We start from the raw sequence: 14,738 nt of genomic DNA, 5'->3' as shown, positions 1-14,738 counted from the left end.
GCCCGCGCCACAGAAGACACCGCGCCCTACGGACGAACGGGGCGCACCACGAGAGGGCACCCCCACAACCACATGAGCGAGCACATCGAAGACATCACAGCCGGTCAGGTTCTGACCGGCGAGGAAGCCATCGCTGCCGGCGACGCACTGGTGGCCGACGCGCCACTCCGCCCGGAGGCACCCACCTTCGCCGAACTCGGCGCCCGCGCGGAGACCGTGACCGCGCTCGCCGAGGCGGGCATCACCCGAGCCTTCGCCATCCAGGAGTACGCCCTGCCGATCGCATTGCGCGGCACCGACCTGATCGGCCAGGCGCCGACCGGCACCGGCAAGACGCTCGGCTTCGGCGTACCCCTGCTGGAGCGGGTCTTCTCGCCGGCCGAGGGCGGCGACGGGCTGCCGCAGGCGCTGGTCGTCGTGCCGACCCGGGAGTTGGGACTCCAGGTCGCCAAGGACATCGCCGCGGCGGGCCGGACCCGGGGCGTACGGGTGCTGCCGATCTACGGCGGCGTGGCGTACGAGCCGCAGGTCGAGGCGCTGCGCAAGGGCGTCGAGATCCTGGTCGGCACGCCCGGTCGGCTGCTCGACCTGGCCAAGCAGAAGCAGCTCCGGCTCGACCGGGTGCACGCGCTCGTCCTGGACGAGGCGGACCGGATGCTCGACCTGGGCTTCCTGGACGACGTCGAGAAGATCCTGGCGATGCTGCCGGAGGACCGGCAGACCATGCTCTTCTCGGCCACCATGCCGGAGCCGATCGTCACGCTCTCCCGCCGGTTCCTGCGGCATCCGGTGACCATCCACGCCGGGCACACCGCCGAGACCGGACCGTCGCCGCTGACCCGGCAGCTGGTCTACCGCACCCACTCACTCAACAAGATCGAGATCGTCGCCCGGATCCTCCAGGCGCGCGGACGCGGTCTCACGATGCTCTTCACCCGGACCAAGCGGGCCGCCGACCGGATCGCCGAGGATCTCGACTTCCGCGGGTTCGCGGTCGCGGCCGTCCACGGTGACCTGGGCCAGGGCGCCCGGGAGCGGGCGTTGCGGGCGTTCCGGTCCGGCAAGATCGATATTCTGGTCGCCACCGACGTCGCGGCCCGAGGGCTCGACGTCACCGGGGTCACGCACGTGATCAACTACGACTGTCCGGAAGACCAGGACACCTACACGCACCGGATCGGTCGCACCGGCCGGGCCGGCGCGACCGGAGTCGCGGTGACCTTCGTCGACTGGGACGACATGCCCCGGTGGCGGATCATCGACAAGACGCTCGGGCTGGAAATGCCGGAGCCACCGGAGACATACCACACCTCCGGCCACCTCTACACCGACCTGGAGATCCCGACCGACGTCGCCGGCACCCTGCCGTCGGCCGAGCGGACCCGCGCCGGACTCTCCGCCGAGGTCGAGGAGGACCTCGGCGGGCGCTCCCGGGGCACCGGCGGCCGGCGCGCCCCCGGGCGCGGCGACGGCGCGCGGAGGTCCCGCGACCGGCGCGGCGGCAGCAGCCGCAGTGGCGGTCCCGCCGACCAGGCCGGTCCCGAGGGCGAGTCGGCGAGCCAGGACGAGCCACGCCGCCGGCAGCGCCGGCGGCGCCGTGCGGGCGAGGTCGTCACGGGCACGGCGGAGGCGGGCGAGACGGGCGGCGGCACCGCGGCCTCGGCCGGCGCCTCGGCCGAGAGCGGTGCCGGCGTCTCGACCGACACCGGCAGCTCCGCCAAGCCGCGCCGCCGTCGCCGCCGCCGCGGTTCCGGCGCGGGTGGCGATGCCGCTGCCGGCGACTGATGCCGCAGCAGCTCGACGCCGCGCTCGCCGAGGTGCGGGCGCTGCTGCTCGATCCCGGGTTGACCCGCGCCGTCGCCGCCGGGCGGCGGCGCGGACAACTCCCCGCCGTGGTACGCGCCGAGCTGCGCCCGATCGCGCTCAGGTCGGGCGCCCGGCTGCAGATCGTCACCGACGACGGTGCCCGGCCGTACACCCGTAACGTGGCCCCGGGGCCGGAGGCGGACGCGGCGGTCGACGCGCTGCTGGCCGAGCCGTTCGGCAACTGGCACGTCGAGACGGCGAGCACCACCCTGCAACTGCGGGTGACCAAGCGGGGCGAGGCGCAGCTGCACCGGGTCGCCGCGCAGCGGGAGGCGACGGCCGTGGGCACGCACGACCGGCTCCGGGAGCACCTGCTCGATCCCGGTGACCCGCTCTTCGCCGCGATCGGCGGCAGCGCGGCGAAGCGGCGGCAGGTCGACGCCTTCCTGCGGGCCCTCGCCGCGACGCTGCCGGCGGAGCTGACCGGTCCGCTGCGCGTGGTCGACCTCGGTTGCGGGAACGCGTACCTGACCTTCGCCGCCTACCGCTACCTGACCGGGCGAGGCGTCGACGTGGAGCTGGTCGGCGTGGACGTACGCGAGGACCAGCGGCGCCGTAACACCGCGCTCGCCGAGCGGCTCGGCTACGCCGACCGGGTCCGGTTCGTCGCCGGCACCATCCTGGAGGCGGCGGTGGAGCCCGCCCCCGACCTGGTGCTGGCACTGCACGCCTGCGACACCGCGACCGACGAGGCGCTGGCCCGGGCGGTGCGCTGGGGTGCGCGCTGGGTACTGGCCGCCCCGTGCTGCCACCACGACCTCGCCGCACAACTGCGGACCACCCCGGCACCCGGCCCGTACGACATGGTGGTGCGGCAGGGCATCCTCCGGGAGCGCTTCGCCGACGTGCTCACCGACGCGCTGCGGGCGGCGCTGCTCCGGCTGCACGGCTACCGGGTCGAGGTGGTGGAGTTCGTCGACTCCGAGCACACCCCGCGCAACCTGCTGCTCCGGGCCCGGCACACCGGCACCGCACCGACCGGGCGGCAGCGCGACGACTACCGGACGCTGCTCGGTGACTGGCAGATCACGCCGCGCCTGCAGACCCTGCTCGACTCGCCCTGATCCCACTCCGGGCCGCCGCAATCCGCACCCGGGTCATCGCGTCTCCCACCCGGATTACCGCCTTCCCCCATCCTGGCCCACCGCACTGACCCGGACCCTTTCGGCCGTATCGGCGGAACAGTCGGGATGATCGGATGGCCGGGGGCGATGCCGGTCGGCCGATGGTACGGGCCGGGTGGGTTCGATCAGTCGGCTTTCCGGCCCGCTCTTCCGGATTACTCTCGAAACGTCATTCGGACGCTGGGCGAAAGGGCTTTCCGCTGAGTATCGGTGCCGCACAGGACTCGCCACAGGCGGCATTCGCCCGCTTCGTACGGCGTGCCATCGACGACGCCAAGAGCGAGCGCGGCTGGACGGTCAGCGAGGTCGCCGCGCACACCGGAGTGGGTCGCTCCACCCTGTTCCGCTGGCTCGCCGGAGACTGGCAGGACTATCCGGAGCTGGCCAAGGTTCGCGGCTTCTGCTCTGCCCTGGACGTGCCGGTCGGCACAGCCTTCCGGGCCCTCGGCCTGCCCGACGGCGAGCAGCCCGGCGCGCACCGGCGGGACCGGATCGAGTCGCCGGTGGAGGCCGACCTCCGGGTGATCATGGCCCGGTTGGCCGACTCCGGCGTGCCGCCGGAGGAGAAGAAGCTGATCCGGGACATGCTCCGCTACCTCGCCCACCGGCAGGTCCGCCGCGCAGGTTGACCGGGCCGGCAGGTCGTGACGAGGGTCCGGCTCAGGGCATCGTCAGGGTGAACTCGGCGGTCCGCACCGCGCCGGACACCTGGAAGTCGAAGTACATGCGGTAGCTCCCCGGGCTCGGTGCGGCCAGCCAGAACTTGACCGCCCCGCCCGCCGGCTCGGGCTCCGGATGGACGTGCACGTAGCCGAGGTCACCCTCCCGGACCACCACCAGGTGCCCGTACGCGCCGAGGTAGGGCTCCAGGGTGGTGACCGGGTTGCCACCGGTGAAGACCCGGAACAGCATCGGCTGGCTCGTCCCCACCTGCGGTGTCCCCTCGTAGGTGACGGTGAACCCGCCGACCGTGGCCTCCCGGGCCGGCGCGGGCAGCGGTCGGGGCTGGTAGCTGCCAGCGACGACGAGGTCGACCCCGAGGGTCGACGGGTGCTGCCCGCCCGTGGCGTCCACCGCGCTGAAGTCGGCGTACGCCCGCCAGACCCCCGGCGACGGCAGGGTGAGCGGCACGCTCCAGGTGCCGTCGGGCGCCATCGTCGGGTGCAGGTGCTGGTAGCCGCTGAGATCGCGACGCACCACGATCATGTGCATCGGCTTCTCGTGCACCACGGCGTACCCGGTCACCGCCCGGCGGTCCGGCCCGCGCACCTGGAACCGGAAGTCCCGGCCCCGCCCGGCGGTGAAGGTGGTGGCGGCCGGCACCAGCGTGTAGCCGCCGGCGCTCACGCTCAGCCCACCTGTCTCCGCTCCGGCCGGCCCGGCCGCCGCGCCGGTCGGATGCTCGTGCGGCCCGGTCCCCGGCGGGTGGGTGTGGGCCCCGACGCCGCTCGTCGGTGCCGCGCCGGGACCGGGCGCCGGATCGCCACCGGCGTTCACCCTGCCGAGTGCGAAGCCGGCGAGCAGGCTGAGGACCAGCGCGCCCACGGTGAGCGCGAGGCGCAAGGTTCCCCGGTCCACGACGGCGGACGCGGCCGGATCGGCGGCCGGCCGGCGCCGCCCGCCGGGAGCGGTCGCCGTGGCCCGAGCAGCGCCCGGAGCAGTTGCCGGCGCACCGCCCGGAGCAGTTGCCGGCGCACCGCCCGGAGCAGTTGCCGGCGCACCGCCCGGAGCAGTTGCCGGCGCAGCCCGGTCCCCAGCGGTCTGCGGCGCCTCCGGCTGTTCACGCGTCACGATCCGCAGGTTACCGTCCCGGCCCGGCGGCACCGCGACGCCCGCCGCCGGCACCCGCGGAGGGCCGCCCGCCGACCCCCGGAACCAACGACACCGATCACCGTACGCATCTGAGTGGCTTCGATGCGTCGCCTAACCGGGACATCGATCGTTAGACCGGTCGTGCCGACCACCGCATTGCCCCGTCGTGCCGCCGCCCTCGCCGCCGGGATGACCGTGGCGTTGGCGCTCGCCCCCGCGCCCGGCCGGGCAGCACCGGCCGGCGATCCCGAGGAGCGGGTCGCCAGGGCGGCGGAGCAGCTGGAGATCGTCGTCGAGCAGTACAACGACCTGCGCGAGGAGTTGCGGGAGACCCGGGCGCGCAGCACGGCACTACACGCCGAGATGATGCCGCTCGAACGCGAGATCGAGGCGCACCGCACGGAGATCAGTCTGATCGCCGCCCGCGCGTACCGGACCGGCGACATCCACGCCGTCGGGATGCTCGGCACCCTGCTCCGCGCCGCCGACCCGGAGAACCTGGTGGATCCGCTGATCCTGCTCGACCGGGTGACCCGGGAGCAGCATCGGGCGGTCGCCGCGCTGACCGAGGCATACGACCGGCTGGCCGCCGCCCGCCGGGGCGTCGAGGCGCTCGCCGCCCGGCAGCGCGGACAGGAGCGGCAGCTCGCCGCCCGGAAGCTGGCGATCGAGACCGAACTGGCCCGGCTCGCCCGGCTACCCGGGGACGTCGAGCCGCGCGCCGAGGCCGCCCCACGGCTACCCGGACCGGTCGCCGGGGCTGCCGGCAGGGCCGTCCGGTTCGCGTACGCCCAGCTCGGCAAGCCGTACCGGTGGGGCGGCGAGGGCCCCGACGGGTACGACTGCTCGGGGCTGACCTCGGCCGCCTGGGCGGCTGCCGGCATACGGCTGCCGCACAACGCCGCCCGGCAGTGGCGGGCGGTGACCCGAATCAGCCGGGCCGCCCGGCAGGCCGGTGACCTCGTCTTCTACTACCGCGACCTGCACCACGTCGCGATCTACGTCGGGGACGGGAAAATCATCCACGCCCCGCGCACCGGCACGCGCATCCGGATCGATCGGGTCGACTACCAGCCGATCGTCGGCTACGGCCGGCCCGGCTGAGCCCGCGCGACCCCCGCAGGGGGCGACGGGCCGCGCGGGCTCAGCCGGCGACGGCGAGCGCGAACGGGAGCACCCCGGGCGCACCGGCCCGGCGCAGCAGGCGGGCCACGATCGTCATCGTCCAGCCCGAGTCGACGAGATCGTCGACCAGTAGCACCGGACCGGCCAGCCCGGACAGCTCGGCGGCCAGCGGGGCGGGCACATCGAAGGCGTCGTGCAGCGCACGTACCCGCTGGGCGCTGTTGCCCCGGGCATCCGCGGCGGTGCCCTCCCGGGGCGGCACCTCGCCCAGCAGCGGCAGCCGGCCGACCCGGGCGATCCGCTCCGCCAGCCCCCGGACCAGCCGGGGTCGGCGCCGCGAGCCGACCGCGAGCACGGCAACCGGCCGGGCGGGCCAGGGGTCGTCGCCGTGCGCCCACGCCTTCAGCACCTCGACCACGGCGGTCGCCACCTCCTCCGGCACCTCCGCGTCCGGCGCGTCCGGCCCGGTCAGTGCGCGCAGCCCGGCCCCCCAGCCGAGATCGGAGAGCCGCCCGACGGCCCGCCCCGGATACGCCTGCTCGTCCGCCCCGATCCGGCCACGCAACGGTACGCCGACCGCCTCCAGCCCGGTCGGCCAGAGCTTCTTCGCCGGGATCTCCACGCCGGGGCGGCCGAGGAACGCCTGTGCGGCGGCGAGCGCGGGCGCCGACACCTGCGCGTCGAACCGCGCGCCCGCGCACCGGTCGCAGCGCCCGCAGGGGGCGGCCGCCGGATCGTCCAGGCAGCGGCGGAGGAACTCCATCCGACAGCTGCCGGTGGAGGCGTACTCCAGCATGGCCTGCTGCTCGGCGGAGCGGGCCTGCGCCACCCGGCGCAACCGGGCCGCGTCGTAGTGCCACGGCTCGCCGGTGGCCAGCCAGCCACCCCGGACCCGGCGTACCGCGCCGTCGACGTCGAGGACCTTGAGCATCAGCTCCAGCCGGGTCCGGCGCAGGTCGACGATCGGCTCCAGCGCCTGCGTGGAGAGGGGCCGGTCGGGGTGCAGGGCGGCGAGCACCGAGCGGACCTGTTCCTCCGGCGGGAAGGCCAGCGAGGCGAAGTACCGCCAGATCGCCCGGTCCTCGGTGCCGGGCAGCAGCAGCACCTCGGCCGCGCCGACGGCCCGGCCGGCCCGGCCGACCTGCTGGTAGTACGCGATCGGCGACGGCGGTGCACCGAGATGCACCACGAAGCCGAGGTCCGGCTTGTCGAACCCCATGCCCAGCGCCGAGGTCGCCACCAATGCCTTGATCTTGTTGTCCAGGAGATCCCGCTCGGCGGCTCGCCGGTCGGCGTCCTCGGCCTGGCCGGTGTACGCCGCGACCGCGTACCCCCGGCCGCGGAGGAACTCGGCGGTCTCGCCGGCCGCCGCCACCGTGAGGGTGTAGACGATCCCGGAGCCGGACAGCCGGTCGAGCTGGTCGGCGAGCCAGCCGAGCCGGTGCGCCGGGCTCGGCAGGTCGAGTACGGCCAGCCGCAGCGACTCCCGGTCCAGCGGCCCGCGCAGCACCAGTGCGTCGCCGAGTTGCTCTGCCACGTCGTCGGTGACCCGGCTGTTGGCGGTGGCGGTGGTGGCCAGCACCGGCGTCCCGGCGGGCAGCCCGGCCAGGAAGGTGCGCAGCCGGCGGTAGTCGGGGCGGAAGTCGTGCCCCCAGTCGGAGACGCAGTGCGCCTCGTCCACCACCAGCAGTCCGGTGGTGGCGGCGAGCCGGGGCAGGACGGTGTCCCGGAAGTCGGGGTTGTTCAGCCGCTCGGGGCTGATCAGCAGGACGTCGACCGTGCCGGCCCCGATCTCCGCGACGATCTCGTCCCACTCGTCGAGGTTGGCGGAGTTGATGGTGCGGGCCCGGATGCCGGCCCGGGCCGCCGCCTCGACCTGGTTGCGCATCAGCGCCAGCAGCGGCGAGACGATGACGGTCGGGCCGGCGGGCGCCGCCCCGGCGCCGCCCTCGGCAGCCTCTGGTCCGGGGTGGACCGGCTGCCGCAGCAGTGCGGTCGCGACGAAGTAGACGGCCGACTTGCCCCAGCCGGTCCGCTGCACGCAGAGCACCCGGCGCCGGTCGACCACCAGCGCCTCGATCGCCCGCCACTGGTCGTCCCGGAGCCGGGCGTGCTCGCCCGCCAGCCGGCGCAGTACCGCCTCCGCCCGCTCGCGTACCGACAGTCGGTCCTCCCGTGCCGGGAGCCGATCGCCGTCCGTCCTCCGGTCACCGTCCATCCGGCCTTTCTACCAGGGCACCGCCGGGCCGGCGGGACACGTGCCCAGCCACCCTTGTCCCCATCCGCGACACTGTGGTGATCTGTGGACCACGCCTGGCGACGGTCGGAGGAGGTGTGCATGCGCTCGATGGCGTCCCAGGGGCAGTCGACCTCCGGACGGGAACGCCTCCCGTCCGGAGGTTCGGAGTTTCTCGCCCTGCTGGCCCGGCTGCTGCGCCGGCCGCGACGCGGAGACCGGAGACTCCCGCTGATCTGGCTGGTCCGCTCCGTGGGAGCACCGGACGTGATCGCCCTGCTCCGCCGGGCGCTGGCGCGGGGCCAGCGGCGTCGCATCCCGCATGTCGTCCTCGACCTGGCCGAGGCTCCCGGCCTCGACATCGCGGGCGAGCTACGGGAGATACACCGGCAGCTCTCGCTGGAGGCGTTCGGGGGCGAACGGCTGCGCTTCCGGCACTACCCGCTGGCCGACTGGCTGCTGCACCGGCCCGTCGCGGTGCCGGGAGACGCGGGCGAGGACCGCCGGCCGGCCCTGGCCCGCCAGCTCCGGGACCGGCGCGGCGCCCGCCCCGGCGGCGACCCCTCCGGCGGCGACGACCTCTTCGCCACCGCCTACCAGCTCGCGTTCTGGCTGGTCCGGCGGGCGATCCCGAGCGCCGTCTTCCGGATCGCGGTCTCCGGTCGGGTGCCGCTGCTGGGGCCGCACTACCGGTGGTTCATGCGGCAGCAGTACCTCGCGCCCCGGCAGTCGATCACCTTCCTCGGCTTCGCCGAGCGACTCACCGCCGGCTGGCGGGACGGCGAGCAACCGGACCAGGTGAACAAGCTGCTCGTGCACGCCTTCCTGGAGGATCTCCGGCAGGGCTACCGAAGACGACTCTGGCGGCCGTCGAGCTGGCGGCGCACCGCCTATCCGGTGCTGCTGCTCGGGAACGTCACCTCCGGCGACGCCGGGCACACCCTGGTCCGCCTGGTCAACGACGTCCGCAACGAGACCGGGCGCAACGATCCACTCCTGGTGGTCGCGGCCGGCGCCGCACCACCACCGGAACTGCCCGAGCCGTACGCGCTTGTCGACGCCGAGGAGGCGTACGACGAATGGGTCGACGTCCTGCCGGAGACCCGGCGGCTGCGCCGGCCGGCCGCCTGGCTCATCGCCCTGCTGCTCGGCGACCCGAGCGCGGGCTCGGAGCCAAGGGGCGGCCTGCTCAACTTCACCCCGCCCGCCCCGCCGTGGTGGAGCCGGCGGCTCCTCCCCACCGCGGTGGTGCTGCTGCTCCTGGTCGGCGCCGGCCTCTGGGTGACCTCGCGGTGGAGCCCGGACTGCCATCCCCGGCCGTTCGGCGGCACCGTCTCGGTGGAACTGGTCGGCGGCGAGTGCATCGGCTACAGCGACACCGCCGGGCACGTCTTCAACCGCGATCCCGGCCAGGACCGGCTCCGGGCGGTGCAGCGGCGGATCTTCCAGCAGAATGCCGACGCCGAGCAGGTCTGGCAGCGCAGCGCCCGGCGCCGGCCGCTGGTCACGCTGGTCTACCTCGGCACCCTGACCGGCAACCGGACCCGGGCCGACGAGGAGTCCTACGTCTCCGAGCGCGAGGAACTGGAGGGCATGGCGACCGCCCAGTACGCGCTGCTGCGGGAGTCGGCCGGCGCCGACGGCGCCGCGCTGCTCCGGGTGGTCGTCGCCAACGCCGGCCACCAGATGCGGTACGCCGGCCGTGCGGTGGCGATGCTGGAGGGGCTGGTCCGGGACGACCCGACGGTGCTCGGCGTGGTCGGTCTGGTGGAGAGCCGACAGAGCACCGCGAACGCGCTGCGGGAACTCAACCGGATCGGCCTGCCGGCGCTCGCGCCCACCCTGTCGGCCGACGGCCTGTACCAGAACTCCCGGCTCTATCTGCAGATCTCCGCGCCCAACCGTGACCAGGTCGCGCTGCTCGACGAGTACGCCCGCCAGGTACTGCGGGTCGACGGGGCGCACGTTTACTACACCACGGGCGAGAACAGTTCCCTGGAACGGGACCTCTACGTCGGCACCCTGGTGGAGGGCCTGCGCCAGCGCTTCGGGGACCGGCTGACCCGGGTCGAGGAGTTCCGTACCGGTCAGCGGATGACGCAGGAGTGCGGCTACCAGGGAATGCTGATCTTCGCCGGTCGCTGGTCCGAGTTCGACGGTTTCCTCCGGGCCCTCAAGGAATGCGGCCCCAACCCGCCCCGGCACCTGGTCGGGGACGACTCGGTCAACCGGTACATGGCCAACCCGGTGCTCCGGGCCAGCGCCCCCGGGAACCTCCCGGTCACGTACGTCTCGAAGGCCGCCCTGGCCACCTGCGCCTCGCTGCGCGCGGCCCGGGACCGGCGCGACGACGTACGCGGCAGCTTCCTCTCCTGGGTCCAGGCCGACAACCTGCTCGATCCGCCCCGATGCCGGGAGGAGGGGCCGAGGGTGCCGGTCGGCGAGCGGGTCAGCCTCGCCTACGACGCCGCCATGATGGTCGTACGCGCGGTGGAGAGCCTGGCCGCCCGGCTGCGGCACGGCAGCCCGCGCGAGGCGTGGAACCCCCGGGCGGTCAACCCGGCCGGCGTGCACACCGAGGTGCTACGGCAGAACGCCGAGGGCGGCTATCCGGGGGTGAGCGGCCTGATCACGTTCGCGCCCGACTCGGGCGAGCCGGTGGCGAAGCGGCTCTCGCTGCTCAGGGTCGACCGGGTGACCGACGTGGACACCGAAGCCGTCGAGGTCTTCCACTGCGGCTCGGCGGACGGACCGGCCGACCGGGGCTGCCGCCAGCCCTGAACCCGCGCCGGCCGGTGTTGGTCCGGCCACAGTCAGGCCGGCCGGGCCGGTGGCCGCACCGGCGCCGCAGGCTGGCCGGGCGGCACAGGCTGGCCGGGCGGCACAGGCTGGCCGGGCGGCGGCAGGAACAGGAGCACCTCCCGCAGTGCGTCGGCCACCTCCATCGGCAGCAGGCAGCGCGCGACCAGTTCCTCCATTGACGCGTACGGGCCGCGTTGCCACCGGTCCAGCAGGATGTGCCGGTTCTGCTCCGGCGACGACCCGGGCAGCCCCAGCACGACATGTTCGGCAACGGCGTTGATGTCGATCAGGCCGCCGTCGTCGAATGTGCGCGGCAGATCCGGCCGGCCGATCCGCAGCTCGGTACGGGCCGACGGGTTCTGGTAGAGCAGGTAGCGAGCATGCTCTCGGCGTACCCGCTGCTCGGCGTCCGCACGCGAAACGGCCGGCGTCGTCGGCCGGCGCCGGCCGAGGGCGAGGATCCGTTGCACGCTGCGATTGAGCACGATCACGTGCAGGATGCCGCCCAGCCAGTTCACCACGAAGAGGCCGAGTATCGCGAGCCCCTCCCCGACGGACACCGGAGCCTGCGGGTCCGGATCGCCGGTCTCCATCCCGATGCCGAACCCGACCGTTATCGCCAGGTAGCCGAGCCCGGCAGCCAGCAGTCGCCAACTGTGCCGCCGCCAGGCGTAGACGATGACGACCAGCGGGGTGAGGAAGCCGAACGAGAGCAGGACCACGACCGCCCCGAACACGGTGCCGAGAATGCTGATCCAGCCCGGACCGGCGCCGCCCGACAGACCGAACGGCCGGGGCGCCGGGATCGGCAGCGGTGGCGGTGGAAGCTGCGCCGACGGAATCACCGGTACCGGAAGCCACGCCGCGTTCCGGCCGGCATCGACCGGCCCACCCTCGGCGGCACCTACCGGCCCACCCCGAACAGCACCTACCGGCCCACCTCGAACAGCACCTACCGGCCCACCCCGAACAGCGGCGACCGGCCCGCCCTCCCCCGGTGGCTCGGGGCGACCGGCCTCGTCGGGATGGGACGTCACGGACACGGACACCAGGGTCGGATCGGAGCGCAGGATCCGGCGGTGCAGCTCCTGAAGCTGCTCGCCGGGCTCCAGCCCATGCTCCTCGCGCAGCAGCACCCGTGCCTCGCGGAACGTGTCGAGCGCCTCCGCCTGCCGCCCGTCGTGGTACAGCGCCAGCATCAGCAGGCCGCGCAGCCGCTCCCGTACCGGAAACTCCGCGACCAGCCGGGCCAGCTCCCCGACCAGCTCATGGTGGCGGCCGAGTTGCAGTTCGAGCTCGGCGCAGACCTCGAGGGCGGCGGTGCGCATCTCCACCAGCCGGTCCCGCGCCGAGTCGAAGAAGGGGCCGGTCAGGCCGGGAAACGGCTCGCCCTGCCAGAGGTCGAGGGCGGCGCGCAGTCCGGCCACCGCCTCCTGCCGCCGGCCGGCGTCCCGGGCCGCCGACGCCTGCCTGATCGACCACTCGAACCGGAGGGCGTCGACGTCGTCGCGACCGACCCGCAACAGGTAACCGGCGTCGGTCAGGCTCAACACGTGTCCCGGGGTACGCGGAGAACGCTCCGGCTCCAGCACCCGGCGGAGCCCGGCGACGTACTTCTGCACGACATTCGGCCCGTTCGCCGGGGGCTCCTCGGCCCAGACCGCGTCGACGATCCGGCCCGTCCGCACCGGCCGGCCCGCCTGGAGCAGTAGGACGGTCAGCACCGCCCGCTGTTTACCGGGGCCGAGATCGAGCTCCCGGTCGCCGTCCCAGGCGCGCAGCGGCCCGAGGATCTCGAAGCGCACCGCCTCCGCCATGCGCCCACCACCCCCCGACTGCTCGTGGACCAGCTCACGGCAGTCCCACGGCAGCATAACGGCAGTGGTCGAACCCCGTACGCAGTGAACGGTCAGTGCGACGGCAGTGCCCGTCGGCACCATTTCCCCCTGTCGGAAAGCGGTACCCGGACAGCGGTACCCCCGAGAAGGGACAGCAATGAGAAGAGACACCCGCACCGCACGATGGGCCCGGTACGCAGCCGGTCCGGTGGCCGCGCTGGTCGGCGTGGCGGTCATGCTGAGCGGCTGCGGAAAGCTGAAGGAGCAGGTGGCGACCGTCACGGCCAAGCAGACGCTGCTGGACGCCGTGCCGGACAGCACCGGGGAACCGTTCCGGTTCAGCGGCGACGACGGTACGACGGCCTTCGCCGGCTCGGTCGACCCCGGGGCGAAGGGTCTGGAGGTGAGCAGCTCGATCAAGGATCCCGAGCACGGCTTCACCACCACCGTCGTGTTCAGGAACGTCGGTGAGGACATCTGGACGAAGATCTCCTTCACCGGGACCGAAGGCTTGACCGGGCTGCCCAAACTGCCGAACAAGTGGCTCAAGCTGGACACCACGAAGCTGGTGGACGCCGACAGCGTGCCGAGGTATGAGGAGGGAACCGACCCGGGCAACGCCGGGCCGCTGGTGCAGGCCGCCACGTCGGTCACCGAGGATGGCGCCGGCACCTACTCCGGCACCGTCGACCTCACCTCCGGTGAGGCGGCGAAGGTGCTGGACGCGGAGCAGATGAGTGGACTCGGCGAGGCGGCGAAGCAGGTGCCGTTCACGGCGGTCGTCGACGCCGAGAAGCGGCTGACCTCGCTCACCCTCGACGTCCCGGCGAACGGCAGTGCCAAGCCCTTCCAGTACGTCGTCAGCTACCGGGACTACGGCAGTACGCCGAAGCTCGCCGCACCGGCGGACGCGCAGGTCCAGAACGCACCGGAGCAGGCGTACGAGTTACTCAACAGCTGAGTTACTCAACAGCTGAGTCGCTCAACAGCTGAGTCGCTCAACAGCCGAGCGGGTTGCGCAACAGCCGAGCGGGTGCGCACCAGCAGCTGACGAGCCGATCTGCGTCAGCCCGCTGGCAGGCCGAGCCTGCCGGGCGGCGGGGGCCGGGTGGTGGCCACGGGGGATCGCCACCCGGCCCGGCGCGCGTCGTCACACCGGGCAGCACCACGCGGCCCGCCCTCAGCGGCCGAACACCGAGCCGCCGTTCACGCCCAGCACCTGACCCGTCACGTATCCGGCGGCCGGACTGGCCAGGTAGCGAATCGCCGAAGCGATCTCGCTCGGCTGGCCCGCCCGCTTCACCAGGGTCGCGTCGACCCGTCGCTGGTGTCCCTCCGGCGTCATCCGGCCCGCGAAGAACTCGGTGTCAACGACATATCCCGGGCTCACGACGTTGACCGTGATCTCCTCCGGCCCGAGTTCCTGCGCCAGGTGGTACGCCCAGCCGTGCAGCGCCGCCTTCGCCGCAGAGTAGGGACCACCGCCGCCGCGCTGCGCGGCGATCGAGCTGATCAGCACCACCCGCCCGCCGGGCCGGCGCAACGCCGGCCGGAGGGCTTCCGTCAGGAGTACGGCGGTGAGCACGTTGCTGTCGAGGCTGGCCCGCCAGAGTGCGGCGACACCGTCCAAACTCGACGAGTCGCCGCTGAGATAGCCGCCCGCATTGTTGACCACGATGTCGACGGTGCGCCCGCCCACCGCATCGACGACCCTGCCCAGCTGCGCCGGGTCGGTCAGATCGGCCGGCACCGCCTCGACCGAGCCCGGTCGGCCGAGGTCCGCCCCGATGCGGGCGGCGGCCTTGTCCAGCAGGTCGGCGCGGCGGCCGATCACGATGACGTCGTACCCGTCCTCGCCCAGGCCCTCGGCGACGGCCGCGCCGATCCCGGTCGCGCCGCCGCTGACCACTGCCAGTCGTCGATCCGGCATACGTC

Annotated in this window: 10 protein-coding genes; 6 read left to right on the top strand and 4 right to left on the bottom strand. The window is 73.8% G+C overall.

What is annotated here, in order from left to right; translation table 11 throughout:
* The first annotated feature begins 72 nt into the window (after positions 1 to 72).
* The 3 genes from ACN28C_RS09015 to ACN28C_RS09005 all read left to right on the top strand — a co-directional run bounded on the left by ACN28C_RS09015 (position 73) and on the right by ACN28C_RS09005 (position 3,619).
* Positions 73 to 1,785: a DEAD/DEAH box helicase gene (locus ACN28C_RS09015; protein WP_422773071.1), complete on the top strand. Its 1,713-nt coding sequence runs from the start codon at positions 73 to 75 to the stop codon at positions 1,783 to 1,785.
* The gene (locus ACN28C_RS09010) at positions 1,785 to 2,930 is read left to right on the top strand and encodes a class I SAM-dependent methyltransferase (protein WP_422773070.1); all 1,146 of its coding nucleotides are present in this window, start codon (positions 1,785 to 1,787) and stop codon (positions 2,928 to 2,930) included. Before ACN28C_RS09015 ends, ACN28C_RS09010 begins: the two co-directional genes overlap by 1 nt.
* Positions 2,931 to 3,196: 266 nt before the next feature.
* Positions 3,197 to 3,619 carry a helix-turn-helix domain-containing protein gene (locus ACN28C_RS09005; protein WP_422774591.1) on the top strand — a complete coding sequence of 141 codons (423 nt, stop codon included), beginning with the start codon at positions 3,197 to 3,199 and terminating at the stop codon, positions 3,617 to 3,619.
* Between the two features lie 31 nt (positions 3,620 to 3,650).
* On the opposite strand, the gene ACN28C_RS09000 is transcribed toward ACN28C_RS09005, so the two are convergent.
* On the bottom strand, positions 3,651 to 4,568 hold the full coding sequence (locus tag ACN28C_RS09000; protein WP_422773069.1) for a hypothetical protein: 918 nt from the start codon (positions 4,566 to 4,568) through the stop codon (positions 3,651 to 3,653).
* 375 nt (positions 4,569 to 4,943) lie between these two features.
* Between ACN28C_RS09000 and ACN28C_RS08995 the strand changes: the two genes are divergently transcribed.
* Positions 4,944 to 5,906, top strand: coding sequence for a C40 family peptidase (locus tag ACN28C_RS08995; protein WP_422773068.1), 963 nt, complete (start codon positions 4,944 to 4,946; stop codon positions 5,904 to 5,906).
* Positions 5,907 to 5,946: 40 nt separating this feature from the next.
* Here the strand turns inward: ACN28C_RS08995 and ACN28C_RS08990 are convergent, their stop codons facing one another.
* On the bottom strand, positions 5,947 to 8,145 hold the full coding sequence (locus ACN28C_RS08990; RefSeq protein WP_422773067.1) for a DEAD/DEAH box helicase: 2,199 nt from the start codon (positions 8,143 to 8,145) through the stop codon (positions 5,947 to 5,949).
* Positions 8,146 to 8,265: 120 nt separating this feature from the next.
* On the opposite strand from ACN28C_RS08990, the gene ACN28C_RS08985 reads away from it, so the two are divergent.
* Positions 8,266 to 10,944, top strand: a complete 2,679-nt coding sequence (locus tag ACN28C_RS08985) for a hypothetical protein (protein ID WP_422773066.1) — start codon at positions 8,266 to 8,268, stop codon at positions 10,942 to 10,944.
* Between the two features lie 32 nt (positions 10,945 to 10,976).
* On the opposite strand, the gene ACN28C_RS08980 is transcribed toward ACN28C_RS08985, so the two are convergent.
* Positions 10,977 to 12,782, bottom strand: coding sequence for a BTAD domain-containing putative transcriptional regulator (locus ACN28C_RS08980; protein ID WP_422773065.1), 1,806 nt, complete (start codon positions 12,780 to 12,782; stop codon positions 10,977 to 10,979).
* 178 nt (positions 12,783 to 12,960) lie between these two features.
* Between ACN28C_RS08980 and ACN28C_RS08975 the strand changes: the two genes are divergently transcribed.
* Entirely contained in the window at positions 12,961 to 13,764 is an 804-nt protein-coding gene (locus ACN28C_RS08975; RefSeq protein WP_422773064.1) for a hypothetical protein, read from the top strand.
* Between the two features lie 219 nt (positions 13,765 to 13,983).
* Here the strand turns inward: ACN28C_RS08975 and ACN28C_RS08970 are convergent, their stop codons facing one another.
* On the bottom strand, positions 13,984 to 14,733 hold the full coding sequence (locus tag ACN28C_RS08970) for an SDR family NAD(P)-dependent oxidoreductase (RefSeq protein ID WP_422773063.1): 750 nt from the start codon (positions 14,731 to 14,733) through the stop codon (positions 13,984 to 13,986).
* Between the last annotated feature and the right edge of the window lie 5 nt (positions 14,734 to 14,738).

It is taken from the genome of Plantactinospora sp. WMMC1484 (assembly GCF_049315195.1).
Lineage (GTDB): Bacteria > Actinomycetota > Actinomycetes > Mycobacteriales > Micromonosporaceae > Plantactinospora.
This window is presented reverse-complemented; position numbering and strand designations above follow the sequence as displayed.